We start from the raw sequence: 24,171 nt of genomic DNA on the forward strand, positions 1-24,171 counted from the left end.
GTGCGCTTTCGTTTCACGCAGAGGAGCTTTTCGTATGACTGCACCGCATGGATCCATGATCTCGTTCAAGCGCCCGGATGGGCAGGAACTCCAGGGCTATCTGGCCAAGCCGGCCAAGGCAGAGGGCGCGCCGGGGGTGGTTGTCATCCAGGAGTGGTGGGGCCTGAACGACCAGATTCGCGGCGTGGCTGACCGCCTGGCGCGCGCCGGTTACGTGGCACTGGTGCCCGACCTTTACCGCGGCACCATGACGGTGGAAGAGGAGGAGGCCCACCACCTCATGAGCAACCTGAACTTTGGCGACGCGGCCACGCAGGATGTTCGCGGTGCCGTGCAATACCTGAAGCAAAGCTGCGACCGCGTGGGCGTGACGGGCTACTGCATGGGCGGCGCACTGACGCTGCTGGCGCTGTGCAACGTGCCCGAAGCCGCAGCCGGTGTGGTGTGGTACGGCTTCCCGCCGCTGGAATACATCGATGCCTCGAAGATCAAGGTGCCGGTGCAGGGCCATTGGGGCACGCAAGACAACGCCTTCAAGATCGAAACGGTCGATGCGCTGGAGAAGAAGCTGGTCGATGCCGGCGTGGACGTCGAGTTCCACCGTTATCTCGCGCATCACGCCTTTGCCAACGAGACCGCCGTCGGCCCGAACCGTATCGCCATCACGCAGTACGACCCGGTGTGGGCCGAGCATGCGTGGGACCGGGCGCTGACGTTCTTCGGCCGCACGCTCTGGTCGCGTCAGGGGTAAGCGCAGCACGACAGGCGGGTTTGGCGGTAAGGCGCGCTCACGAAATGCTGTAATTGGGCGCGTCGGCCAGGCTACCGCCGCCGCTATGATTCACGGCGCTGCCGCACCAACGGCAGCTGGGGGGCCGGCCGCGCCGCCGGGAACTCAGCCGCCCAGAATGCGCCGCGCCGCGCGATCACCCCACCACGCAGCCTCTTCAACGACCGAGTCGCCGGACAGATCCGCACGCGCGTAGTGGATCGGCCCGGCGCTCTCACGCAGGCGCGCAATGCCCGGCCGTGAGAGGAAGCCCGGTGTGGGAATTGCCATCGCGTGCCCGCGTAGCGTCAGGTCTGCGCAGCGGATCTGCGTGCGCAAGCGGATGCCATACACCGTAACGTGCGCGTCGCCCCGCGCGGTGGTGCGCCCGCACCGAACTGATCTACACCGTCTGGCCGTCGCATATCACGCGATTGCGCCCCAACCGTTTGGCGGCAAGCAGTGCGGCATCGGCGCGCATGATGAGGTCCGTGGGGGTGCACAGGTCCAGGCCGGGCTTGCAACTCGCCAGGCCAAGGCTGATGGTGCAACGGATGGCGGCCTCCGGCGTGGCAATCTCCGAGGCCTCCACCGCGCTGCGCAGTCGCTCGGCGATGGTGGCGGCCTGCACGGTGGTCTTATCGGGCAGCACCACCAGGAATTCTTCGCCGCCGTAGCGGCCCACCGTATCGATGGGGCGCGAATTCACCCGCAGCGTGCGTGCAATCTCAACCAATACCGCATCGCCCACGGGGTGGCCGTAGGTATCGTTCACGCGCTTGAAGTGGTCAACGTCCACCACCAGCAGTGAAAGCGGCTGCTCGTGCAGCGTTGCGTGGCCGCATTCGCGTGTGAGCAGTTCCATGGCAGCGCGCCGGTTCCAGATGCTCAGCATCGGGTCGGTCAGGCTCTCATGCCGCGCGACCTGCAGCTCGGTCAGGATGGACCGCTGCGTTTCACTCAGTTCGCGCTCGCGAAAACCCGATTCCACCCAACTGGCCAGATCGTCGAGTAATTTGCGCTCGGTCTGATCAAACGCGCGCGGCTTCTGGTCAATCACGCAGAGCGTGCCGACGGCGTAGCCCGCGAGGTTCTTGACGGGGCGCCCTGCATAGAAGCGGATGTGCGGCGCGCCGGTCACGAGCGGGTTGTCGGCAAAGCGCGGGTCGGCCATGGTGTCAGGAATGACCAGCATCTGGTCTGCGGCCACGGCATGGCCGCAGAATGAGATGTCGCGCGGGGTCTCACGCGCACCCAGGCCAACGCACGACTTGAACCACTGCCGCTGCGCGTCAATGAGCGACACCAGCACGATCGGCGCATCGAACACGCGCTTGGTCGTGCGCGTGACACGGTCAAACAGTTCCTCATCCGGCGTGGACAGCAATAGCATGTCCTGCAGCGAGGCCAGACGTTCTGCTTCGTTATGTGGAATCGGGGCGGGTTTCATGCGCAAGAGGGCGCCGGTCGGGCCGGCGCGCTTGAAACGGGCGAAAAAGATAAAGATAACTCACGCGCAGTAAGCTGCGGGGCAAGAACATACAACGACTTAACGGCCGACCATATTCTCCGGCCGCACCCACGCGTCGAACTGTTCTGGTGTGACATAGCCCAGCGCCAGGGCGGCTTCGCGCAGGCTCGTACCTTCCTTGTGCGCCTTCTTGGCGATCTGCGCTGACTTGTCGTAGCCGATGTGCGGGTTGAGCGCCGTCACCAGCATCAGCGAGCGCTGTACCAGCTCGTCGATGCGGCTGCGGTTGGGCTCGATGCCCGCGGCGCAGTGGTCGTTGAAGCTGCGCATGCCGTCGGCCAGCAGGCGCACGCTGTGCAGGAAGTTGTAGGCAATCATCGGGCGGAACACGTTCAGTTCGAAGTTGCCCGACGCGCCGCCCATGTTGACGGCGACATCGTTGCCGAACACCTGCGCGCACAGCATCGTCACGGCTTCGCTCTGCGTGGGGTTGACCTTGCCCGGCATGATGGACGAGCCCGGCTCGTTCTCGGGGATGGCGATTTCGCCCAGGCCGCTGCGCGGGCCGCTGGCCAGCCAGCGGATGTCGTTGGCGATCTTGGTGAGACTGGCGGCCAGCGTTTTCAACGCGCCGTGCGCATGCACCAGGCCATCAGCCGAGGCCATGGTCTCGAACTTGTTCGGCGAGGTAATGAAAGGCAGGCCGGTCAGTTGGGCCAGCTCTGCGGCCACCTGTTCGGCGTATCCGGCCGGTGCGTTGAGGCCCGTGCCGACAGCCGTGCCGCCCAGTGCCAGCTCGCACAAGTGCGGCAGGGCGGCGTTGAGGTGCGTTTCGTTGTGCTGCAGTTGGGCAACGTAGCCGGAGAACTCCTGGCCGAGCGTGAGCGGCGTTGCATCTTGCAGATGCGTGCGGCCAATCTTGATGATGTCGTTGAAGTCCGACGCCTTCCTGGCGAGCGTTTCGCGCAAGGTGCGCAGCGAGGGCAGCAGATGTTGCGTGATGGCTGTCACCGCAGCCACGTGCATCGCTGTGGGGAACACGTCGTTGGACGACTGGCTGCGGTTGACATCATCGTTCGGATGCACGAGACGCGCTTCGCCGCGCTCGCCGCCGAGCAGTTCGCTGGCGCGGTTGGCGAGCACCTCGTTCATGTTCATGTTGGTCTGCGTGCCCGAACCCGTTTGCCAGACCACCAGCGGGAATTCGTTCGGGTGTTTGCCGGCAATGACTTCGTCGGCCGCGCTCACAATGGCGTTGGCCTTGTCAGCGGGCAGCAGCCCGAGGCGATGGTTGACGGCGGCGCTGGCACGTTTGATGCGCGCGAGCGCGTCGATCAACTCGCGCGGCATGCGGTCTCCGGCAATGTCGAAGTTCTGCAGCGAGCGTTGCGTTTGCGCACCCCACAGGTGATCGGCAGGGACTTCAATGGGGCCAAAGGTGTCGCGTTCAGTACGGGTGGTCATGGCAGAAAGAAGGGCGCGAGGTGACTGGGACGAACACTCCAGTATAGGCAGAGCCCAGTGCCCATGCTGGCGATAGGGCAGATGGGGGAGCGCACGGTTTTGCCGGGTACACCGTTTGCGGGCCCAGGCCAGGCACGCCACAATGACGGCTCCGCCGCGCGCTCTGCCGTTTTTGCCGCCCCCGCCCTATCGCCCTATGTCCACCACGCATTCCGCTTCCCTCGACAAGTCGCTTCAGCCGCTGCTCTGGCTGGTGGCGATGGGTCTGTTCATGCAGACGCTCGATTCCACCATCGTCAACACGGCGTTGCCGGCCATGGCGCGCAGCCTGTCGGAAAGCCCGCTGAAGATGCAGTCGGTCATCATCGCCTACACGTTGACGACTGCCATGCTGATGCCTGCCTCCGGCTGGCTGGCCGATCGCTTTGGCACGCGCAAGATGTTTTTTGCAGCCATCTTCCTGTTCACCATCGGCTCGTTGCTGTGCGCAGAATCACGCAGCCTCGACATGCTGATCATCTCGCGCGTGGTGCAGGGTGTGGGTGGCGCGCTGCTGATGCCGGTGGGGCGGCTGACGGTGCTGCGCGTGGTGCCGCGCGAGCAGTTTCTGCCGGCCATGAGTTTTGTCACCATCCCGGGGCTGATCGGCCCGCTGATCGGCCCGACGCTGGGTGGCTGGCTGGTGCAGGCGGTGTCGTGGCACTGGATCTTCCTGATCAACATTCCTGTGGGTGTGATCGGCGCGCTGGTCACACTCAAGGTGATGCCCGATGTGCGCGCGGAGGAAGACGCCCGCTTCGACTGGTCGGGCTATCTGATGCTGGCCTTTGGCATGGCGGCAGTGTCGTTCTCCCTTGATGGTTTGTCCGAACTGGGCTTTCAGCATGCAACGGTGCTGGTGCTGCTGATCTTCGGGCTGGCAGCGCTCACTGCGTACTGGCTGCACGCGGGGCGCGTGAATGAGCGCGGATCGGGGCCGCTGTTTCCGCGTTCGCTGTTCGGTATTCCGAGTTTTTCGATTGGTGTGCTGGGCAACCTGTTTGCGCGCATCGGCAGCGGCGGCATGCCGTTCCTGATCCCGCTGCTGTTGCAGGTGAGCCTGGGGTATACGCCGCTGCAGGCCGGGCTGATGATGGTGCCAGTGGCCGCTGCCGGCATGGCTGCCAAGCCGCTGGGCACGTGGGCCATCAAGCGCTACGGCTATCGCCGCATGCTGTCTGCCAACACGGTGATGGTCGGGCTGATGATGGCCAGCTTTGCCGTGATGACGCCTGATCGCCCGCTGTGGCTGCGCATCGTGCAGTTGGCGCTGTTCGGCACCTTCAACTCGATGCAGTTCACGGCCATGAACACGCTCACGCTCAAAGACCTGACCGGCCCGCTGGCCAGCGCGGGCAACAGCATGCTCTCCATGGTGATGATGCTGTCGATGAGCCTGGGCGTGGCTGCGGCCGGGGCGTTGCTCACCGGCTTTACCGACTTTACCGCCGGGCCGGAAGGGCGCGACACGCTGGCGGCGTTCCACAAGACCTTCGTCTGCGTGGGCGTGATGACCTGCGCGGCGGCGTGGATCTTCGCGCAGCTCTCGCGCTTCGAGTCAACGCAGGTGATCAAACGGCCCGAGATGGAAGTGCATTGACTGCGCTCGGCTACTTCTTCCAGTAGCCACGCATCTTCTTGCTGAGGTCGACCTTGGCTGCCGAGCGCGCTTCTGCCGCCGGGTCTGCGCCGGGCACTGGTGTTGGCCATGCGCAGGCCTCGAACAGCGGCAGCAACGCAGGCGGAATAAAACGCGTGCGCGATGCATAGATGTGCCGATCGCCATTGGGCGTTTGCTGCGTAACGTAGAACCGCTGTGGTACGAGGATGTCCAGATGCTCGCGAGCGCGCGTCATCGCCACGTAAAGCAAGCGGCGCTCTTCCTCCAGCTCGTCATGCGAGCCGGCACCCAGGTCGGCCGGCATGCAGCCATCCACGGCGTTGAGCACATACACCGCCTTCCACTCCTGGCCTTTCGATGAATGAATGGTGGACAGGATCAGATAGTCCTCATCGCGGTACGGGTCGCCCGATTCATCACTGGTCAGCTCGGGCGGGTCGAGCGTCATTTCTGTCAGGAAGCGCTCGCGCGTGGCATAGGTGGCGGCCATGCGGGCAAGCTGCTCCAGATCACCCTGGCGCACGGCAGCATCGTCGTGCAGGCGTTCCATGTGCGGCATGTACCAGGCGCCGACGGCTTCGAGTTCGCCGGCCCATTCCAGGCTGTCTTTGGGTATGCGCAGCGTCTGCATCAGCGTCATCAGCGTGGCCCAGTCACCCGCCAGGCGTGCGGGCGGCTCGTAAGCGAGCAGCGCGGCAATCGGGTCCGCCGCCTCGGCCATTGCGTCAAGCACGCGTGCGGCGGTGGCGGGGCCTGCGCCCGGCAGCAGTTGGATCACGCGAAACCCGGCGATGCGGTTGCGCGGGTTCTCGGCCCAGCGCAGCACCGAGAGCACGTCCTTCACGTGCGCGGCTTCCAGAAACTTCAGACCGCCGTATTTCACAAACGGGATGTTGCGGCGGGTGAGTTCGATTTCCAGCGGCGCGCTGTGGCTCGCCGTGCGAAACAGCACCGCTTGCGATTTCAACGCCAACCCGCCTTCACGCTGATGCAGCACCTGTTCGGCCACGCAGCGCGCCTGCTCGGCTTCGTCGCGTACCGAGATCAGGCGCGGGCGATGCGTCGATGTCCGATCCGTCCACAGCGTCTTGGCGAAGCGCTCGGTGGCAAAGCGCATCACGCCGTTGGACGCATCCAGGATCGGCTGTGTCGAGCGGTAATTGCGCTCCAGCAGCACCGTGTGTGCCGGGCGGGAAAAATGGCGCGGAAAGTCGAGGATGTTGCGCACCGTCGCCGCACGAAACGCGTAGATCGACTGCGCATCGTCGCCCACCACCGTTACGCCGCGGCCATCCGGGCGCAGCGCACGCAGGATGGACGATTGCAGCCGGTTCGTGTCCTGATATTCGTCGACGAGGATGTGGTCGAAGCGCGCGCCGATCTCGGCCACCAGCTCGGTGTCGGACACCATCGCGTGCCAGTAGAGCAGCAGGTCGTCGTAGTCGAGCACGTGCTGCGCCTGCTTGGCTTCGGTATATGCGTCGAACAGCGTGCGCAACTGCGCTTCCCACATCGCGCACCACGGGAAGTGGTGCTTGAGCACGGCGTTCAGTGGGCTTTCGGCGTTGATGGCGCGCGAGTAGATTGCGATGCACGTCTGCTTGAGCGGAAAACGTCGTTCTTTGGTCGACAGGTTCAGTTCGTGGCGCACGACGTTGAGCAGGTCGGCTGAATCGCTGCGGTCGTGGATGGTGAAATCGGGCGCGAGGCCGACGCGCTCGGCGTACTCGCGCAAGAGCCGCGCGCCGATACCGTGGAAGGTGCCGGCCCAGGGCAGGGTGGTTTTGTACGACGTGCCAGCGCAATTCAGCGCGCTGTTTGTTCGCGCGCCCTGCATGGCACGCGCCAGCAGGTGGCCGGCGCGGTTGGACAACTCACTCGCCGCCCGGCGCGAGAACGTCAGCAGCAGAATGCGTTGCGGATCAGCCCCGTTGGCCACCAGATGCGCGACGCGCCAGCCCAGCGTGTGCGTTTTGCCTGACCCAGCACCGGCCAGCACGAGTAGCGGGCCGGTTTGCGCCGCATCTGCCCCCGAAATGCCGAACTCAACCGCCTGGCGTTGCTGGTCGTTCAGTTGTGCCAGGTAATCCGGGGTAACCGGATCATTGGCGATGTCTGGGTTGGGAGAAGCGGAGAGCACGGCAGGGCGTCACAAAAAATAACTGTATAAATATACAGCACTGCGTTGCCTGCCCGGGGAACGTGAGCAAGGTGGATGACGAACCCCGCGATCAGATCCCGTCCCGCAGCTTCTTCGCAAAGTCCTGGGGCGAGGACCGCTGGTTGATGGCATCCACCAGATCCGCCAGGAACCAGGGCAGCACGAGTTGCGTGCCCGGATCGCTCAAACCGACGCGCAGCCTGTTCGTGGATGCGGTTTCGGTGGGGTGGGTCTGCTGAGCGGGCACAGGGGGCTGGCTGTGGGCGAGCATCCCTTGCAGGTCCTGATCGGTGAAGGTGAAGGTTGACGTGGTCAGGGCCGAGGCGGTCATGGCTGCCGACATCAAGGTCGACGCCACGACAAGGTGCTTGAGGGTGTTGGCAGGCATCATGGCCTCCAGAACAAAACGGTTGGATGATCGTTGGATGCGTGGGCGGCCGGCGCGCAGCGCGGTGGCCGGCAGCAATGACCCTCCTTCCGATCACAGCGGCGGCTTAGGGTTCCGTTTCTCTCAGGAAAGCCTAAATATCGCGCGCAACTCGGTCAGCTGGCCTGCGGCTGCAGGGCGATCACGGCCATCCCCGCCAACGCGATGGCCGCGCCGCCGATGTCCCAGCGCGTGAGCGTAACGCCGTCGACCAAGCGCAGCCATACCAGCGCCACGGCGATGTAGACGCCGCCATACGCGGCATAGGTGCGCCCGGCAGCAGCCGGATGCAGCGTCAGCAGCCACGCAAACAGCGCCAGCGAGGCCGCTGCCGGCAGCAACAGCCAGATCGGTTTGCCTTGCCGCAGCACGAGCCACGGCAGGTAGCAACCGACGATTTCTGCCACGGCGGTGACGGCAAACAGCATGGCAACACGAAGCAGTTCCAAAGCGGGCCCCAGTGCAATCAAAACGCAAACCGCACGGATTGTGACCGATGAAACGTGCGCGCAGTGGATTCAGGCTGCAATGGACTGAACTCACCACACCGAGGACACAATGCTCGAACTTCGCCCGACCTGCGAACACTGCACAAGGGCTAGTGCGGAGCCGGCGCTGGCAACACCGGCGTGACCTTGTACCCGCGTGCCGCCAGCAGCGCGGGAATCCCTTCAGGCCCGATCATGTGCAGCGCGCCAACCGCGCCAAACACGCGCTGGCCACTGGCGTGCACGCGTGCAATGTTCTCGGCCATGGCACGATTGCGGTTCGTCACCAGGCGTTGGAAGGCACGCTTATCCGATGCCGTTTTCATGCAATCGCACCACTGTGGGTAGTGCTCCAGCGTACTGATGTCGCTGTCGGCCCAGGCGTTGGCGAGTGTGAGCGTCTGCGTGCGCGCCTCGCCGGATTCAATCGCATCCAGCACGGTATCGAACTGCTGCACGACTTCGTTCTTCGGCACGATCTCATTGAGCACGCGCACCTGCTGCGCCAGCGTTTCGAGCGGCACGATGGGCAGATGCATGCTCTTGGCGTAGGTCGTGAGGAACAGGTCGATGCCGAAATCGGGATAGAGCCCGTCGGTGCGCACGCCCAGGACGGCCAGCGAGGCCAACTGCATGGTCGGCTGGAACTTGCGGATCTGCGTGAGTGCCGTGTCAGGCAGACAGGCCGCAGAGAGCAGCTTGTTGAGGCGCTCACCGCGCCGGCCGGTCATCAGGCGGCGGTCTTCGCTGGTGTTGGGCGCGGTGAGCGGCTTGCGGTTGGTGTCTGTGTCGAGCAGGTCGAGTTCGAGCGCGATGCTGTCAACCTGCCCAAGCGCATTGCGCACGGCGGGGCCGGGCAGCATCCAGTCGGCCCGCGCGACGTGGATCGTGCCGTAGAGCCACGATGTATGGCCTTTTTTTTCGATGCGCCAGAGCAGGCCGTGGTCGGTTGCGCGTTGGGCGGCAGCGGCCCAGCCGTCCTTGGGGATGAAGCTGGCAGCCGGGGGCGGGCAGTTCGTGGTTGGTGTCTGTGCAGCCGTCGGCTCTTGCGCGACAGCGGCGTCGATGCCCGCCAACAGGCAGAGCGCGGCCGTGAGCGTGCGCCACATGGTGCGATTGCGTGCCATTTGGCCGCTCCCCGAAATGTTGTTGTGGTCGTTCGTACAGTGTAGCGAGCGCGGGTTATCGCGCAATCGACGGGCGGCGCGCGCCTATTTGCTTAAACGCGACGGCACGGCATGCGCGCCCCGCGTTTCACGAAACCACAGCGCCAAGCTTTCGTCCTCCAGCGCATAGGCACCGCGCGACTCCTTCCAGATCAGGTTTTTGTCGCGCAGCGCATCCAGCGCCGCCTGCACTGTGGCGGTGGAAAATTCGCTGTGGCCAAGCTTGGCCGCATACGCCTTCATCGAGTCTTCCGAGAACGGCGAATAGCCTTGCCCGCGCTCGATCAGCACGGCCAGCACTGCACGCTGGATTTCGGTCAGTGCGCTGTAATCGCTTTCGATCTCGCCCCAGATGCGGTCCCGAAACCCCTGCGCGCCGCGCTTGAGCAGTTCGCCCAGGCTGGCGGCTTCGCCCAGTTCCAGCGCGATCTCGCTGACAATGCCCTTGAGCATCTCCGGCCGGTGCCCGACCAGTTGGAAGGCGGCAAACATATCGTCTTCTTTGAACTGGTTGTTGGGCGCCAGGTGCTGGTTGACCCATGCCGTGTACGCCAACACATACGGCCGCCCCAGCAGCGGGAAGTTGGTCACGCGCGAGCCGAAGAACGGCTGCGTGCGATTGAGCAGCAGGTTGGCGAGCTTGTCGCGGTTCGAGCCGGTGAACACCAGGAACAAGCGGGGGTCTTCCACGCCCTGGTTCATCTGATCGCGTGCGGCCTTGAGCGCGAACATCGCGTTGGTGCCGGCCTCGGTGGACAGCGCGTGCTGCGCCTCGTCGATGATCAGCACAACGGGCTGCCGGACCGCCTTGTAGAGCACATCCAGCGCATCGGCCAACGTGATGCCCGGCGGCAGCCCGATCTTGCCGAGGTTGAAGGTGAAGGTGCGCAGCACGTCGACCTTCTCCATGCCGGCCTGCTTGGCCAGTTTGGCGATCGGCCCGTCGAACTGGGCGAGCTTCGATTTGATGGCGTCGGCGATCAGCAGGCCAGGGTCGCGGGCGCGGTCGGCCCACAAGTCCACGTAGATGGCGATCCACTTGCGACGCTCCACCTCCGGCACGAGGTCTTCACGCAGAAATGTGCTTTTGCCGGTGCGCCGGGGCGCGGCCAGGAACAGGCCGGAGCGCGCGTCGGCCAAGCCCTTGCCCTCCAGGCTGTTGCACAGCGTGTTGGCGAGGTCCTGGCGGTGGAAGTTAAAGCGGCCGGTGTCGGTGTCTTGGTCCATTGGAAGCCTGGTTTAGGGCTGATTATGGGGGTTGGTATAAATTATAGCCAATCCAATAATTAAGGCTAATTCTGATCGGGTTGCCAGTCGATTTCCGCCGATTTCCCCTTACGCGGCACTGTGCCGCAGGCAATTCGAGGGAACTATGTGCAGCGCTATACTCCACACATTCTGACGTTTCATCTCTATGTTCCACCGCCGTTGGCTTTTCCTCGTCTGGCTTGCGATCGTACTGAACGTACTGTCGCCGGTGCTCGCTGCCGCGCGCGCGGCAGCCACGGGCACGCTTGCCATCGAACTGTGCAGCGCAACGGCACGGCATGACGGAACAGCGGGCAGGACCGTCCGGATTGCCGTTGACCTGCAAGGCAATGGCTCCGCCGATGGGTCGGCAGCCCACCACAGCGTGGCGCACTGCCTGTATTGCCCGGGGTTTGCTGCCGGGTTTGCGTTGGCATCCGTGCCGGCGCTGGATGTGCCTTCCGCCCATTTCGTCTATCGCGTACGGCAGCCGGCCAGCCCGGCGCCCGTGTACGCGCGCAGCGCGCTGCGTGTGGCCGAGTCGCGCGCGCCGCCTGTGTCTCCGACGTTGTCGATCTGACGCGCCTGCGGGAGTAAGTCTCGCGGCGCCTTCGCGCTGGGCTGCAGTTGCGGCCCGCGCCATCGCAATCCGGAGACCTTTCCGATGTCATCCCACAAGCGCACAGGGGCCGCCTGCCCCAGGCGCACGCTGGTGTGCTGCGCGGTGCTCGCGTTGAGCACGGCGGCACCGCTGTCTGCCTTCGCCGCTGACGATGCGGCACCCATGCCCGTCACCCAGGAACTCGCGCCCACCGTGGTGCGCGCCAGCGCCAACCCCACGCCGTTCGCCCGCAACACGCCCGCCGTTGTGCAAAGCGTGACGGCCGACCAACTTGCCGACCGCAACGTCGTCACCACCGAAGACGCGGTCAAATACCAACCGAACGTGATGGTGCGCCGCCGTTTCATTGGCGACCGCAACTCCATCTTTGCCGGCCGCGACTTCAACGAGATCCAGAGCGCGCGCGGCCTGCTGTATGCCGATGGCATCCTGCTCTCGAATTTGCTCGGTTCCAGCTACAGCTATCCGCCGCGCTGGTCGATGGTCGGGCCGGATGATCTGGCGCGCGTCGATATCCTGTACGGGCCGTTCTCGGCGCTGCTGCCGGGCAACTCGATGGGCACGACCATCGCGATGACGCTGCGCCGCCCCGAGAAATTCGAGGCCGCCGCGCAGACACAACTGATGCGCCAGCATTACAACGATGCGTATGGCTTCTCGCGCAACGTCACCGGCAACCACGAGAGCGCATCGCTGGGCGACCGCATCGGCAAGTTCTGGTATGCGCTGTCGGTCGACCGGCTGGAGAACGACAGCCAGCCGATGCAATATGCCACGCCCAATTCGAAGTTCACGGCCGGTGGTACGCCGGTACCGGTGACGGGCGCGCGGCAAGATCTCGGCCTCAACGGCCAGCCGCGCGTGATTCTCGGCCCGCAGATGCTGGAGCGCACCCAGCAACTGCAGGAAACGCTACGCCTGGGCTATATCTTCAGCGACAGCCTGGAGGCGTCGCTCACACTGGGGCATTGGGAAAACCATTTCGCCGATCAGGCGGTCAGCTTCCTTCGCGATGCTGCCGGCAACGTTGTCACGGGCGGCAATGTGCTGATCAACGGCACGCCCTACACGATTGCCCAAAATGCCTTCGCCCCACAGAACGGCGATCAGGAAAACTGGCTCTACGGCGTGGGCGTCAGGGCCGCGGTCGGAGGCTGGAAGATTGACACCAACGCTTCGGCCTACAACGTCACGCGCGACATTTTGCGTGCATCCAACACGGCCGCCGGCAGTGGCCCGGGCACCGTGTTCTACGGCGATGGCACGGGCTGGTCCAACTTCGATATCAAGGCAACGTCGCCCACGGTGTCCGGCCACACGTTCACGACCGGTTACCACTACGACCAGTACCACCTGCGCAACCAGACCTTCAATGCCACAGACTGGGCGGCGCAAACCCTTTCCACACTCAAATCCAGCTACCAGGGCGACACGCAAACACAAGCCGTCTTCCTGCAGGACGCCTGGGCCTTTGCGCCGCGCTGGCTGGCAACGCTGGGCCTGCGCTATGAGAGCTGGCGGGCTTACAACGGCCAGCTTGGCAACAACAGCAGCACGCTCGGTTACGCCAGCCGCACCGAAGACGCGTTCAGCCCCAAGGCGGCAATCCAATGGCAGGCCACGCGGGATACGTTGCTGCGCTTGTCATACGGCCGTGCGGTGCGCTTCCCCACCGTGGCAGAGTTGTTCCAGGGCACGATCAGCGGCAACACCATCGTCAACAACGATCCGCACCTCAAGCCGGAGCGCGCCAATGATCTCGACTTCACCGTCGAGCAGGCTGTGCCGTACGGCGTGCTGCGCACCAGCCTGTTCCAGAGCGACGTGCGTGACAGCATTTACACGCAGACGAACATCACCGTTACGCCCAACGTGACGAACGTGCAGAACGTGGACCGCGTGCGCACGCGCGGCATTGAACTGGCGTATTCCGGGCAGGACGTTTTGCAAGATGCTGGTGTGCGCGGTGTGGATGTCGAGGCCAACGTTGCCTTGACGCAATCGAAAACGCTGGCCGACGCCGCCAACCCCAACTACGTCGACAAGACCTGGCCGCGCATGCCGCGCGTGCGCGCCAACCTGTTTGCCAGTTGGCACGCTACGCAGGATTGGACGGTGGGCGCGGGTGTGCGCTATTCCGGTCGGCAATACGGCACGCTCGACAACACGGATGTGCTGCCCAACGTCTACGGTGGCACCAGCAGCTTTGTCACCGTGGATCTGAAAGCGAGCTATCGCATCGACAAGCACGTCACGCTGGCGCTGGGGGTCGATAACCTGACCGATCGGCGGTACTTCGTGTACCACCCGTATCCGTCGCGCACTTTCTATGGACAACTGAAATGGCGTCTGTAATGCACTCGATTCCTCGGTGGATAGCCGGTGCGTTGCTGGCCTTGGCCGCAACGTTGAGCGCAGCGCACGAAGGCCACGATCATGGCGCCATGGCGGGCAAAGCTGCCGCCCAGCCACAACGCGCGCAGCTCGCCACGACAGCCGCGTTCGACAAAGCAGGGCGTTTGTGGGTGACGTGGGCCGAAGGGCAGCACGTGGTGGTTGCCTCGTCCGACGATCTTGGCAAGACGCTCTCCAAGCCGCAGCGGGTGAACCCGCAACCCGAGCCGGTCTACACCGACGGCGAGAACCGCCCGAAAATCGTCGCCAGCCCGGACGGCGCGCTGTACATCAGTTGGTCGCGGCCGCTCGATGCGCCATACACGGGTTTCGTGCGGTTTTCGCGCTCGCTTGACGGCGGCAAGACGTGGGCCGCGCCGGTGACTGTCCATGACGACCGCCAGCCGATCACGCACCGCTTCGATTCGATTGCTGTGGACAGCGCAGGCCGCATCTTCGTCACGTGGATCGACAAGCGCGACCTGCTGCGCGCGCAGGCGGCCAAACAGCCGTATGACGGCGCAGCGCTCTACTACACCGTATCGACCGACCGCGGTGCTACCTTCGCGCCCGAGCGCAAGGTCATTGACCAGACTTGTGAGTGCTGCCGCATCGCACTTGCCCCCGACGCTGACGGCCACATGCTCGCGCTGTGGCGCAACGTGTTTGCGGGGCAGATTCGTGATCACGCATTGGCGACTTTGCCGATCGATAGCACGCCGCTTGCCGTCACGCGCGCGACGTTTTCGGAGTGGCGCGTTGATGCGTGTCCGCACCATGGCCCCGCGCTGGCTGTGACGGCCGACGGCGTGCGGCACATGGCGTGGTTCTCGGTGCTGCAGGACAAGCCCGGCCTGTTCTACAGCCGACTCTCGGCCGATGGCAAACCGATCGGCGGCGCATGGGCCTTTGCGGGCTCTGCACAAGCCGGCACGCAGGCAGCGCATCCGGCGCTGCTGGCGGCCGGCGGCGCGCTGTGGCTGGCGTGGAAGCAGTTTGCCGACGATCGCATGCAGATCCTGCTGCGTAAATCGACCGACGGCGGCGCGCACTGGACGGCCCCGGTCAGCCTGGCGAGCACGGAGGGCGGCAATGACCACCCGCAACTGCTCGCGCGCGATGGCCATGTCTACCTGTCGTGGCGCACGCAGGCAGAGGGCTATCGGTTCATTGACGTGACCGGCGCTGTTCCGGCCAACGCAACACTGGAGGCATCGCAATGAACATTCGATGGAAGTCGCTGGCGATGGGTGTGGCGCTGTCTGCCGCCGCCTTCGCTGCGCAGGCGGCCGGGGTACTGCCGTTCCAGCCGTTGCATGCCCGCGATGTGCCGGCGCTGCTGCAGACACAGCATGCGCGCCCGCTCATCGTCGAGATCTGGTCGCTGGAATGCAGCTACTGCCGAGAGAACATCGCGCGCATTGCGCAGTGGCGTCGCACTGTCAGGCAGAACGTGGATGTGGTGATGGTGTCGATGGACGGCCCCGACCAAGCCGAGATGCTGAACCGCGCGCTGGCGCCACTGGCGCGCGACAGCAAGATTGGGCTTGCGCGCGTGCCGCAGTACGCCAATGCCGAAGACATGCCGGAGCGCCTGCGCGCCGCGCTCGACCCCGGCTGGCAGGGCGAGATGCCGCGCACGATCATCTTGCGCCCCGACGGCAGTCGCCATGCATCGAGCGGTTTGCTGACGCCGCAGACGCTGGATGCAGCGCTCAAGGATTAGCGTTGGCTTACGCGCGGCGCTGCATACATTCCGAGTATGAACAGTCCTTAAAAAACGATGCGGAAACGACGCGGAAACGATGCAGACCCCCCTCGTTGTTGGGGTATGTCGGGAGGCGGGCAATTTTTATAATGGCGACGCTTTGTGAATTCCGGCGCATTGCTCGTTCACAAAGCACACCCGACCATCTTTCGTCGTCAAAGGCTGAAGATGTTAAGCCCGCCCGCCCCCCGGCCCGCGGGCTTTTTCTTTGCCTCGCGCTTGTCCAAGCTGGCCCGCATCGCGGGGCGGATGGTCGCTGGCTTTCAGCGCGTTGTCGTTTGCGTTGAAGTGGGGTATGCCGCAGACGGTCGCTGCGTCTCGTCAGATACCGCGCCCAAGCTGACAGCCATTGCGGCCAGCAGAACCGCAACGCCTCGCGCGACGTAAAACACCGTTTGTGCGCCGGCGATTTCCGGCTCACGAGATCCGGCTTGAGCAGCTTGGGTGTGCCAGACACTGCGCGCCGTGTGGCGCGGCACCGCATCGCGATAGGCGCGCGGCGCGCGGTGTGTCGGATGCGGCTGCATGGGCGGGTGAGACATGGCGGCGATCCTCCTCATGCTCAAGCGTGCGACCACGCGCGCCAGAACAGCAGCGCCGTCATCGAAAAACCGAAGGTGGAAATCAACGCCCGCACCACCGGCACGGGCAGGCGCTTGCTGACGTGCGCGCCCAGATAGCCGCCCAGCGCGGCAGCCACCAGCATGACCAGCGTCTGCGGCCACCACACCATCTTCGCCAATGCAAAACACAGCACGGCCACGAGGTTGGTCGCGCCCACCAGCAGCGTGCGCGACGCGTTCAGTGCCTTGATGTTGTCATGGCCGAACAGTGCCCAGACGGCCATCATCATGATCCCCACCGCGCCGCCAAAGTAGCCGCCATAAATGGCCAGCCCGCCTTGCGTGACCAGCAGCGTCGTCCGGCCAATCTGTACGCGCCGGCGCAGCCACACGCCCGCCTGTTTGCCGAACGTAAACGCCAGCGAGCCGATCAACAGCAGCCACGGCACGATGAAATCAAACGCGCGTGAAGACGTATTCATCAGCAACAACGCGCCAAGCAGGCCGCCCGCCAGGCTGATCCCCACCATGGCGCGCATCGAAACCTGCTCGAACCCGCGATAGTCGCAGCGGTACGCCCATGCCGACGTGGCCGCACCGGGCAGCAGCGCCACCGTGCTCGACGCATTGGCAAACACTGACGGCACGCCAGCAAACATGAGTGCGGGCAGGGTGACAAACGAGCCGCCGCCGGCCAGCGCATTCATCGTGCCGGCGAGCAGGCCCGCGCCAAAGAGCAGCAGCGTGGCGGATTCCATTGGGGGCGAGGTTGGGGTGGTGTGTTGTGAGATGCCTCAGTTTCTGCCACTGGTGGCAATGCCGCAATCTGCGATACATTGACTGAGCCTTAGGCTGAAACTGAGGCTCACGCCAATCTTGAGACGAATCGTGCGCTTTGATCTGACTGACCTGCGGCTCTTCCTTTACACCGCTGAGGCCGGCAGCATCACCGCCGGCGCCGAGCGTTCGCACTTGACGTTGGCTTCGGCCAGCGCGCGTATCCGCGGCATGGAAGACACCCTGGGCGTGCCGTTGCTGACGCGCAACCGGCGCGGTGTGGAAACCACCGCCGCTGGCCGCACGCTCTTGCATCATGCGCGCGTCGTCCTGCAGCAGATGGATCGCATGCGCGGCGAGTTGGGCGAATACGCGCGGGGCCTGAAAGGCTACGTGCGGCTGCTGTCCAATACAGCCGCGATGACGGAATTTCTGCCCGAAACGCTCAGCGCTTTCTTGGCTGCGCATCCTGAAATTGATGTCGATTTGGAGGAGTTGGTCAGCCACGAGATTGTCGAGGCGATCGCGCAGGGGCGGGCAGACATTGGCATCGTGAATGACGCGGTGGACTTGTCGGGGCTGGAGACCTTCCCGTTCCGGCACGACCGTCTGGTGCTCGTGACTGCGCGCGACCACCCGCTGGCCGAGCGCCGCGAACTGGCATTTGTCGACACCTTGCAGGAAGACTTCGTTGGCCTGACGGGGGACAACGCGTTGCAGGCGTATCTGGCCGGGCATGCCGCGCGAGCGGGGTATCGGCTCAAATACCGCGTGCGGTTGCGCAGCTTCGATGCGGTGTGCCGCATGGTCGAGCGCAACGTGGGGGTTGGCGTCATCCCCGAGCATGCGGCGATCCGGTTGCAGCGCTCCATGGGCATACGCCGTGTGCGCCTGACCGACGCCTGGGCGACACGCCTGTTACGCATCTGCGTGCGTCATTTCGACGACTTGCCCGTCTTTGCGCGCCAGTTGATCGAGCATTTGCGCGAGGCCTGAGCACGGTGCGCGTCCTTCATTTGGCGGAGGCATGCTGTTTGAACTCGCGCGCGTGAAAACGCGTCGGTACACTGCAAACAGTTGCGGATCGTCCAGCGCTACAGACGTGCGGCGCCGCACCAACCTCCCGCTTATGGAGCACATCATGGCGTCTGCCGGTGTTCCCCCTGATGTTCCCCCGATCGGCCTGCTGCACGCCGCGCGTGCGCTGCGCATTTATCGGCGCCACGAGATCAATGCGCTGGCGTGGATTGCGCTGGGCGTGTGCTTGCGCAGCCCCGCACCCATGGTGGCCATCAGTGTTGCGTTGCTTATCGTGTGCGCGTGGTCGCTCGCGCGGCACATTCAATATCTCAGGCCCCTGTATGAATTGCCCGTGTTCAGCCGCTTGTTGGCACACAGCGGCATGGCGTTCGCAGCCATCAATGCGGCGCTGCTGGCGGTAGAGCTGGCCACGGGTGCCGGACGCGGCGCATGGTTTGACGCAGATGGCTGGCTTGCGCCCGTCTGGCCGCAAATCCTGCCGGACATGGCAGGTACCGTTGAGCTGATGCTGGTCAGCGCCCAATGGATCGTCGTGCTGGGTGTCGTGGTTGCAGCAGGGGCTTGGGCGTGGTTGAGCCTGGGCGGCGGCCGATCGCTACGTTTTCCGCCGCGCTCGCAATGAGCGTATGGCTCGGGTGATTCCGGGCTGGTCTGGCGGACAAAATCCTCCTATAAGTGGCGATGTCGGTTGGCAGGGGCAACAGACCCCATGCGTTTTACGTGGCGCCCGGACGAGGCGCATGCAGTCAAAACCCAGGAGACAGGCATGACATCGCTGGACGCCTTCCTGCGGTGCCGCGACTTTCTGCTCGCGCACCGTGAGGATTACGACACCGCCGTGCGCGATTTTGCGTGGCCCGAATTGGATCGCTTCAACTGGGCGCTCGATTACTTCGACACCATGGCGCGTGGCAACGACAGCATCGCCCTGTGGGTGGTCGACGACCAGGGCCACGAGACACGCCTGTCATTCGCGCAAATGGCCGAGCGCTCTGCGCGCGTTGCCAACCATCTGCGTGCGCTTGGCGTGCAACGGGGTGACCGCATCCTGCTCATGCTCGGCAACGTGCCGGGGCTCTGGGATGTGATGCTCGCCAGCATCAAGATCGGCGCGGTCATCATCCCCGCCACGACATTGCTCACGGCCGAAGACCTGCGCGAACGCATTGCCATGGGTGAGGTGAGCCATGTGGTGGTGGGTGCGGCGGATTGCGCCAAGCTCGACGCCGTATCGGGCACGTTCACACGCATTGCTGTTGGTACAGACAAAGCGCCAGCAGGCTGGCACCGCTTTGAAGACGCCTACGATGCGCGCGCCGAATTCACCCCCGACGCGCCAACACAGGCCAGCGATCCGCTGCTGCTGTATTTCACGTCCGGCACCACGTCCAAACCCAAGCTTGTGATGCACACGCATGCCAGCTATCCGGTGGGGCATCTGTCCACGCTGTACTGGATCGGCCTGGCGCCGGGCGACGTGCACTGGAACATCAGTTCACCCGGCTGGGCCAAGCACGCGTGGAGCTGCTTATTCGCGCCGTGGAATGCTGGCGCTACCATCTTCATCTACAACTACGCGCGCTTCGAGCCCAAGACGGCGCTCGACGTGCTCTGCCGCGCCAAGGTGACGACGCTGTGCGCGCCGCCCACGGTGTGGCGCATGTTGATCCAGGAAGACCTGGCCGCCTGGAAGCCCGCGCTGCGAGAACTCGTGGGCGCTGGCGAGCCGCTCAACCCCGAGGTGATCGAACGCGTACGCGCTGCCTGGGGCATCACCATCCGCGATGGCTACGGCCAGACTGAAACCACCTGCCAGATCGGCAACAGCCCAGGGCAACCGGTCAAGGCCGGCTCGATGGGCCGGCCGCTGCCGGGCTACCGCATCACCCTGCGCGACCCCGATGGCAACGAGGCAGAAGAAGGCGAGATCTGCATCGAATTGAGTTCACGCCAGGGTGGCCGCCCAACCGGCCTGATGGAAGGCTACGCCGGCAACGCCGATAAAACCGCCGAAGCCATGCGCGGCGGCGTGTATCACACCTCCGACATTGCCGCGCGCGATGCCAGCGGTTATCTGACTTACGTCGGGCGCGCCGATGACGTGTTCAAGGCGTCGGACTACCGTGTCAGCCCGTTCGAGCTGGAGAGCGTGCTGATCGAGCACCCGGCCATTGCGGAGGCCGCCGTCGTGCCAAGCCCTGACCCAGTACGCCTGGCCGTGCCGAAAGCCTTCCTGGCGCTGCGTGCAGGGTACGAAGCCGGCCCGGAACTGGCGCGCGACGTCCTCCGGTTTTGCCGCAACCGATTGGCTTCGTACAAACGCGTACGGCGCATCGAGTTTGCCGATCTGCCCAAAACCATTTCGGGCAAGATCCGGCGCGTCGAACTGCGCTTGCGTGAAGCCGCGCGCAGCGAAAGCGCCGCGGGCGTGCGCAATATGCAGGAGTATTGGGAAGAGGATTTTCCGGCCGATTGATCTGCGCGCAGTGCTTTGGCACTCACAGAACGTGCGGCCCTCGACCGCACATTCCGCTGTGCCAGCACTGATCGATATCAGCGCGACGAGCGTGGGACCAGGCGCAATTGACGCGCGCGATCCAAGTCGTAGGCCGGCACGCCACCGTGCGGCAGCGATGCGCGTGAAGCGGCAAGGTCACGGCCGCGCACGATCACCGGGGCGAGCGTGCCTGCCCGGATCAGGTCTGACGCAGCCAGTTCGATCCAATCGCGGTAATTGCGATAGACCTCTTCCGCCGTGATCTTCTGATGTGCGCAATCGCAGAGCGACAGCGCTTCGGACGTGACGAAACAGCTCACAACCTTGCCGTCGACGATGGCTTGGAAGAACAGGTCGCCCACGGACCTGAAAGTCTTGCCGGTGAATGAGATGTTCATGATGCTCCCCCATTGATCAGGCGTGCCGGTTGAGCGGCGTGCCGCACATGCCGCTTTCGCGGCGCAGTGATCACATGCGGGAGCGTGGTTTCCGAATGGAGGGATGACGATGCTCCAGATGTTAAATCCATCCGGATGCAATTGACCCAGTAAAGCGGGTCGGACTATCCCTCGGTGCCGTTATGCGGTCTGTCAATCCGGTGACTGATTGCGGGTTTGCTCTCGCGCTGCGACCTTCCCCGTACAAAATTCAGTTATAGGTTTTTTGGGTTACCACAATCGATGCAACATCCCGACGCCAACGGCAATCGAGATAGCAAACAGCCAGAGCAAAACGGTGGATGCGCGCGTCGCCGGAAGGCGTGTTTGAAAAAGACGCCGACGCGTTGGAATCACCTGCCAATTGGCAGGGTGATGCCCCCACCCCCGACGGGCACTCAGGCCCGCTATTCCCCGTTTGATCGTTCCCATGGCCCGCTCCTGCAAGCTCGCTGTGGCGGCGAATTTAATGTTATTTAATTCTCTTTTTCTTCGGTTGCATTCTAGGCCACTCTGCGCAGACCGCTAGCGTGCCTTGGCATGATCCTTATCCTCCATTTGGCTCATAAACGGGAGGTTTAGGACATATTGGGGGTGCGAATATGAAACGGCTTTCATGATCTGCGAGGACAATTAACCGAAGTGCAAACGATTACGTTGAAACGCGTGCCGATCGCACCTCGCAATCTGCCTGCAAGGTGTCGCCGATACAGTCATGCGCTTTTCGTGGGTCGGGTGTTGCAAGACTGCACAGAAGTGGGCGTCCCACCGCAAAACAGCGAAATGCCACGCACGCTGCGGTACAGTGCCGCCGGGCTGGCAAGGCATCTGAGAACGAGCAGGACACGATATGACGCAAGCAAGACGCGCCCGGAGCACCAGGGCGCTCGCAGGGCTGGGGCGAGGGGGAATTGCCGCCGCGTTGGCGGCGTCGGCAGTATTGGCGGCAACGGCCGCCGCGCACGCTGCCGAGCCGAGCCTGGCAGCACGCCGCGCCGCAGTGGAATCGACACTGGCGCACGCCGGCAGTTGCCAGCGCATGGGCGATTACTACTGGGAAATCGGCGACGCCCATGGCGCGTTGATGCACGGACAGCAGGGCAAGCGTGTGGGTGCCAACAAAACGGTGCGCCTGGCGTCCGCGTCCAAATGGGTTTTTGGTGCATACGTGGTCGAGCGCACGCACGGCAAGCCCACCCCCGCCGAGATCGATGCGCTCACCATGCGCTCTGGCTACGACGGGCTCAATCCGCTGCTGTGCAATCGCAATGACACCGTGCAAAGCTGTTTTGAGCGCGGCCGCAATCACACCTTTACGCCGGGTCATGTGGGCCGCTTCAGCTACAACGGCGGCCATGACCAGAAGCTGCTGATCGATCTCGGTTTTGGCCGCGCCGATGTCGAAATGCTCAACAACGATCTCGACCGCCAGCTAGCCAATGTGCCCGGCCTGAGTGATGCCGGCCAGCCGCTTGGCATTCGTTACCTTGCGCCTGAGCCGGCCGGCGGCATGATCGCCACGCCGCTCGCTTACGGCCAGTTCCTGCGCCGGCTGATGCGCGGCGAATACCAGCTCGGCAAGATGCTCGGCCAGCATGCCGTATGCACCGAGCCCGGCACGTGCCCGACCGCCGTCAGCACGCCGGCCTCGCAACCGTGGCACTACGCGCTCAATTACTGGATCGAAGACCAAGACGGCGGTGACGGCGCCTTCAGCTCGGCCGGTGCATTCGGCTTTTATCCGTGGATCACCGCTGACAAGCGCCATTACGGCATGCTCGTACGCGAGACGCTCGGCCCACGCGCCTATGTGCGCAGCGCTGCTTGCGGCGCGCTCATCCGCCGCGCTTTTGCCGAGGGCAAGCCGCAGCGTCCCGCAGAAGGTGCGGGCGGCGCCGATTTTGCCGACTGACGCACCCGCCAGATCAAGCGGGCAGGCCATCGCCTAACGTGATTGGAGGTGGCGCCGCATCCTGTTCGGTACCCTCGGCACGCCGGTTGCGACGCCGGGGCCACCTACCTGCATGGAGATGGCCCATGGTCCGGCATCCCTTGCGCGGCAGCGAACGCACCATCCCTGAAGACGCCCGCCTCTGCGGATTTGCCCACGCGCACGCTGCTGGCACCCCACCGCCCACATCCCTGACCCGTGAAGAATGAGCCGCCCAATTTGGCGCCACCACCGGCGACATCGACGCCGTCCGCGCCTTTGCACGCGAGCACGGTCTGCAGGTGATGGACGTGAGCGTGGCCGTCGCGCGCATCCGCATGCTGCAGGCGCGCAAGGCCTGAGCGGCGGGCATGCCGGCCCCGCCGCGTATGTCACCCCGCGGTCACCCCGCAGTTACCCCGCAGTTACCCCGCAGTTACTCATTAATAACCGCGGTAGTACGGGTGATAGTGCGGGCGGTCGTAATAGCCGCCCGCTGGCACCACCACACACGCGCTCAGCGCGGACGCAGCGGCAGCAGCAAGGATGAGCAGGGCGATGGTGCGTTTCATGGTGAGGCTCCGTGGTTGTCGTTGGACTTGGCCTCACTGTATGGAAACGCCTCGCAACCGCGCTTTACCGTTTGTAAGCAAAACTATGACGCCCAAGCCAGCGGCCGACCGCCTGCCACGCGTTGACAACGCTCGCGCCGGGGCCGCCGTAATCTGCCGTTACCTTTGCGGTCAGACTGTGGAGTGGGGTCAGACACACGCGGGCCCTGTTAGTGTGGCGCCACAATGTTCTACAACCTTATCGCCATACTATTGACAGTTCATTGCGATAAGCGGGAAATAGCACAAACGGCAAACGTTGGGCTTCAGGTTTGAATGCACAGCGCCGATAGCCGTCCATATAAATGTCAGGGCGTTTCGGCCGCCGCCGAAACAACAAAGCCCTGCGGGGACCACATGATGCGCACCGCCCAACTGTGCGCATCAGCAACATGTGTCGGGAGGGGCGCATCATGACGAATTTTTTGGAATCCACCATTGGCTGGGCTGTGCCGTGTCTGATCGCCACCGCGATCGTTGCGCCGGTCATGTGGCGCAAGCTGCGTACGCGCCGTCTGCTCGAAGCGCTGCATCAGGCACGCGAACACCGCGACGAGTGATCTGTGGGTCGGCCCTTGGAGCTGACCCATCCTGGCTGTCACGCCAATAAGAAAGGCTATGTCTGAATAAACTGTTGCGGCTTCACTCTGTCAAACGGATATTGGCTGACGGAGGGC

Annotated in this window: 21 protein-coding genes and 1 pseudogene; 11 read left to right on the top strand and 11 right to left on the bottom strand. The window is 64.2% G+C overall.

Annotated features, from left to right (window positions below; all coding sequences use genetic code 11):
- Positions 1 to 34: 34 nt before the first annotated feature.
- Positions 35 to 751, top strand: coding sequence for a dienelactone hydrolase family protein (locus PSUB009319_RS02450; RefSeq protein ID WP_124380651.1), 717 nt, complete (start codon positions 35 to 37; stop codon positions 749 to 751).
- A 144-nt stretch (positions 752 to 895) separates the two neighbouring features.
- Here the strand turns inward: PSUB009319_RS02450 and PSUB009319_RS02455 are convergent.
- From PSUB009319_RS02455 to fumC, 3 genes and pseudogenes are all read right to left on the bottom strand, one after another.
- Positions 896 to 1,126, bottom strand: a pseudogene (locus PSUB009319_RS02455) (amine oxidase); the annotation flags it as partial.
- A gap of 46 nt (positions 1,127 to 1,172) precedes the next feature.
- On the bottom strand, positions 1,173 to 2,219 hold the full coding sequence (locus PSUB009319_RS02460) for a sensor domain-containing diguanylate cyclase (RefSeq protein ID WP_124380652.1): 1,047 nt from the start codon (positions 2,217 to 2,219) through the stop codon (positions 1,173 to 1,175).
- A 99-nt stretch (positions 2,220 to 2,318) separates the two neighbouring features.
- Positions 2,319 to 3,704, bottom strand: coding sequence for a class II fumarate hydratase (gene fumC / locus PSUB009319_RS02465; RefSeq protein ID WP_124380653.1), 1,386 nt, complete (start codon positions 3,702 to 3,704; stop codon positions 2,319 to 2,321).
- Positions 3,705 to 3,900: 196 nt separating this feature from the next.
- Between fumC and mdtD the strand changes: the two genes are divergently transcribed.
- A complete protein-coding gene (mdtD, locus tag PSUB009319_RS02470) occupies positions 3,901 to 5,343 on the top strand; it encodes a multidrug transporter subunit MdtD (RefSeq protein ID WP_124380654.1) in 1,443 nt (480 codons plus the stop codon).
- A gap of 10 nt (positions 5,344 to 5,353) precedes the next feature.
- Here the strand turns inward: mdtD and PSUB009319_RS02475 are convergent, their stop codons facing one another.
- The 5 genes from PSUB009319_RS02475 to PSUB009319_RS02495 form a co-directional block, all read right to left on the bottom strand.
- Positions 5,354 to 7,504: an ATP-dependent helicase gene (locus PSUB009319_RS02475; RefSeq protein WP_124380655.1), complete on the bottom strand. Its 2,151-nt coding sequence runs from the start codon at positions 7,502 to 7,504 to the stop codon at positions 5,354 to 5,356.
- A 91-nt stretch (positions 7,505 to 7,595) separates the two neighbouring features.
- Positions 7,596 to 7,991, bottom strand: a complete 396-nt coding sequence (locus PSUB009319_RS02480; RefSeq protein ID WP_260392869.1) for a hypothetical protein — start codon at positions 7,989 to 7,991, stop codon at positions 7,596 to 7,598.
- 77 nt (positions 7,992 to 8,068) lie between these two features.
- A complete protein-coding gene (locus PSUB009319_RS02485; RefSeq protein ID WP_185453404.1) occupies positions 8,069 to 8,380 on the bottom strand; it encodes a YnfA family protein in 312 nt (103 codons plus the stop codon).
- 170 nt (positions 8,381 to 8,550) lie between these two features.
- A complete protein-coding gene (locus tag PSUB009319_RS02490; RefSeq protein ID WP_124380657.1) occupies positions 8,551 to 9,567 on the bottom strand; it encodes a TraB/GumN family protein in 1,017 nt (338 codons plus the stop codon).
- Between the two features lie 84 nt (positions 9,568 to 9,651).
- Positions 9,652 to 10,833, bottom strand: a complete 1,182-nt coding sequence (locus tag PSUB009319_RS02495) for a hypothetical protein (RefSeq protein WP_124380658.1) — start codon at positions 10,831 to 10,833, stop codon at positions 9,652 to 9,654.
- A 187-nt stretch (positions 10,834 to 11,020) separates the two neighbouring features.
- On the opposite strand from PSUB009319_RS02495, the gene PSUB009319_RS02500 reads away from it, so the two are divergent.
- From PSUB009319_RS02500 to PSUB009319_RS02515, 4 genes are all read left to right on the top strand, one after another.
- The gene (locus PSUB009319_RS02500) at positions 11,021 to 11,434 is read left to right on the top strand and encodes a DUF2946 domain-containing protein (RefSeq protein WP_124380659.1); all 414 of its coding nucleotides are present in this window, start codon (positions 11,021 to 11,023) and stop codon (positions 11,432 to 11,434) included.
- Positions 11,435 to 11,518: 84 nt separating this feature from the next.
- Positions 11,519 to 13,831: a TonB-dependent receptor gene (locus PSUB009319_RS02505; protein WP_124380660.1), complete on the top strand. Its 2,313-nt coding sequence runs from the start codon at positions 11,519 to 11,521 to the stop codon at positions 13,829 to 13,831.
- A complete protein-coding gene (locus PSUB009319_RS02510) occupies positions 13,819 to 15,093 on the top strand; it encodes a sialidase family protein (RefSeq protein ID WP_374704175.1) in 1,275 nt (424 codons plus the stop codon). Before PSUB009319_RS02505 ends, PSUB009319_RS02510 begins: the two co-directional genes overlap by 13 nt.
- The gene (locus PSUB009319_RS02515) at positions 15,090 to 15,596 is read left to right on the top strand and encodes a redoxin domain-containing protein (RefSeq protein ID WP_124380662.1); all 507 of its coding nucleotides are present in this window, start codon (positions 15,090 to 15,092) and stop codon (positions 15,594 to 15,596) included. Before PSUB009319_RS02510 ends, PSUB009319_RS02515 begins: the two co-directional genes overlap by 4 nt.
- Before the next feature lie 604 nt (positions 15,597 to 16,200).
- Here the strand turns inward: PSUB009319_RS02515 and PSUB009319_RS02525 are convergent.
- Positions 16,201 to 16,959, bottom strand: a complete 759-nt coding sequence (locus tag PSUB009319_RS02525) for a sulfite exporter TauE/SafE family protein (protein WP_124380664.1) — start codon at positions 16,957 to 16,959, stop codon at positions 16,201 to 16,203.
- 130 nt (positions 16,960 to 17,089) lie between these two features.
- On the opposite strand from PSUB009319_RS02525, the gene PSUB009319_RS02530 reads away from it, so the two are divergent.
- From PSUB009319_RS02530 to PSUB009319_RS02540, 3 genes are all read left to right on the top strand, one after another.
- Positions 17,090 to 17,974, top strand: a complete 885-nt coding sequence (locus PSUB009319_RS02530) for a LysR substrate-binding domain-containing protein (protein WP_124380665.1) — start codon at positions 17,090 to 17,092, stop codon at positions 17,972 to 17,974.
- A 145-nt stretch (positions 17,975 to 18,119) separates the two neighbouring features.
- Entirely contained in the window at positions 18,120 to 18,641 is a 522-nt protein-coding gene (locus PSUB009319_RS02535; RefSeq protein WP_124380666.1) for a hypothetical protein, read from the top strand.
- A 144-nt stretch (positions 18,642 to 18,785) separates the two neighbouring features.
- Positions 18,786 to 20,495 (top strand): AMP-binding protein, encoded by a 1,710-nt coding sequence (locus tag PSUB009319_RS02540; RefSeq protein ID WP_124380667.1) that lies wholly within the window; start codon positions 18,786 to 18,788, stop codon positions 20,493 to 20,495.
- A gap of 77 nt (positions 20,496 to 20,572) precedes the next feature.
- On the opposite strand, the gene PSUB009319_RS02545 is transcribed toward PSUB009319_RS02540, so the two are convergent.
- Positions 20,573 to 20,914 (bottom strand): DUF1488 family protein, encoded by a 342-nt coding sequence (locus tag PSUB009319_RS02545; protein WP_124380668.1) that lies wholly within the window; start codon positions 20,912 to 20,914, stop codon positions 20,573 to 20,575.
- Positions 20,915 to 21,803: 889 nt separating this feature from the next.
- On the opposite strand from PSUB009319_RS02545, the gene PSUB009319_RS02555 reads away from it, so the two are divergent.
- Complete coding sequence (locus PSUB009319_RS02555; RefSeq protein ID WP_124380670.1) at positions 21,804 to 22,865, top strand: hypothetical protein; 1,062 nt, start codon at positions 21,804 to 21,806, stop codon at positions 22,863 to 22,865.
- A 461-nt stretch (positions 22,866 to 23,326) separates the two neighbouring features.
- Here PSUB009319_RS02555 and PSUB009319_RS23110 read toward each other — a convergent pair whose 3' ends face one another.
- Positions 23,327 to 23,455 carry a hypothetical protein gene (locus PSUB009319_RS23110; RefSeq protein WP_260392870.1) on the bottom strand — a complete coding sequence of 43 codons (129 nt, stop codon included), beginning with the start codon at positions 23,453 to 23,455 and terminating at the stop codon, positions 23,327 to 23,329.
- Between the two features lie 452 nt (positions 23,456 to 23,907).
- Between PSUB009319_RS23110 and PSUB009319_RS22845 the strand changes: the two genes are divergently transcribed.
- Positions 23,908 to 24,054 (top strand): hypothetical protein, encoded by a 147-nt coding sequence (locus PSUB009319_RS22845; protein ID WP_185453394.1) that lies wholly within the window; start codon positions 23,908 to 23,910, stop codon positions 24,052 to 24,054.
- Positions 24,055 to 24,171 lie beyond the last annotated feature (117 nt).

It is taken from the genome of Ralstonia sp. SET104, assembly GCF_003851545.1.
Lineage (GTDB): Bacteria > Pseudomonadota > Gammaproteobacteria > Burkholderiales > Burkholderiaceae > Ralstonia.

Coding starts and splice junctions, on each gene's coding strand:
- PSUB009319_RS02450 (WP_124380651.1), top strand. CDS start 35: ATGACTGCACCGCATGGATCCATGATCTCGTTCAAGCGCCCGGATGGG.
- PSUB009319_RS02460 (WP_124380652.1), bottom strand. CDS start 2,219: ATGAAACCCGCCCCGATTCCACATAACGAAGCAGAACGTCTGGCCTCG.
- fumC (WP_124380653.1), bottom strand. CDS start 3,704: ATGACCACCCGTACTGAACGCGACACCTTTGGCCCCATTGAAGTCCCT.
- mdtD (WP_124380654.1), top strand. CDS start 3,901: ATGTCCACCACGCATTCCGCTTCCCTCGACAAGTCGCTTCAGCCGCTG.
- PSUB009319_RS02485 (WP_185453404.1), bottom strand. CDS start 8,380: ATGCTGTTTGCCGTCACCGCCGTGGCAGAAATCGTCGGTTGCTACCTG.
- PSUB009319_RS02490 (WP_124380657.1), bottom strand. CDS start 9,567: ATGGCACGCAATCGCACCATGTGGCGCACGCTCACGGCCGCGCTCTGC.
- PSUB009319_RS02495 (WP_124380658.1), bottom strand. CDS start 10,833: ATGGACCAAGACACCGACACCGGCCGCTTTAACTTCCACCGCCAGGAC.
- PSUB009319_RS02500 (WP_124380659.1), top strand. CDS start 11,021: ATGTTCCACCGCCGTTGGCTTTTCCTCGTCTGGCTTGCGATCGTACTG.
- PSUB009319_RS02505 (WP_124380660.1), top strand. CDS start 11,519: ATGTCATCCCACAAGCGCACAGGGGCCGCCTGCCCCAGGCGCACGCTG.
- PSUB009319_RS02510 (WP_374704175.1), top strand. CDS start 13,819: ATGGCGTCTGTAATGCACTCGATTCCTCGGTGGATAGCCGGTGCGTTG.
- PSUB009319_RS02515 (WP_124380662.1), top strand. CDS start 15,090: ATGAACATTCGATGGAAGTCGCTGGCGATGGGTGTGGCGCTGTCTGCC.
- PSUB009319_RS02525 (WP_124380664.1), bottom strand. CDS start 16,959: ATGGAATCCGCCACGCTGCTGCTCTTTGGCGCGGGCCTGCTCGCCGGC.
- PSUB009319_RS02535 (WP_124380666.1), top strand. CDS start 18,120: ATGGCGTCTGCCGGTGTTCCCCCTGATGTTCCCCCGATCGGCCTGCTG.
- PSUB009319_RS02540 (WP_124380667.1), top strand. CDS start 18,786: ATGACATCGCTGGACGCCTTCCTGCGGTGCCGCGACTTTCTGCTCGCG.
- PSUB009319_RS02545 (WP_124380668.1), bottom strand. CDS start 20,914: ATGAACATCTCATTCACCGGCAAGACTTTCAGGTCCGTGGGCGACCTG.
- PSUB009319_RS02555 (WP_124380670.1), top strand. CDS start 21,804: ATGACGCAAGCAAGACGCGCCCGGAGCACCAGGGCGCTCGCAGGGCTG.
- PSUB009319_RS23110 (WP_260392870.1), bottom strand. CDS start 23,455: ATGAAACGCACCATCGCCCTGCTCATCCTTGCTGCTGCCGCTGCGTCC.
- PSUB009319_RS22845 (WP_185453394.1), top strand. CDS start 23,908: ATGACGAATTTTTTGGAATCCACCATTGGCTGGGCTGTGCCGTGTCTG.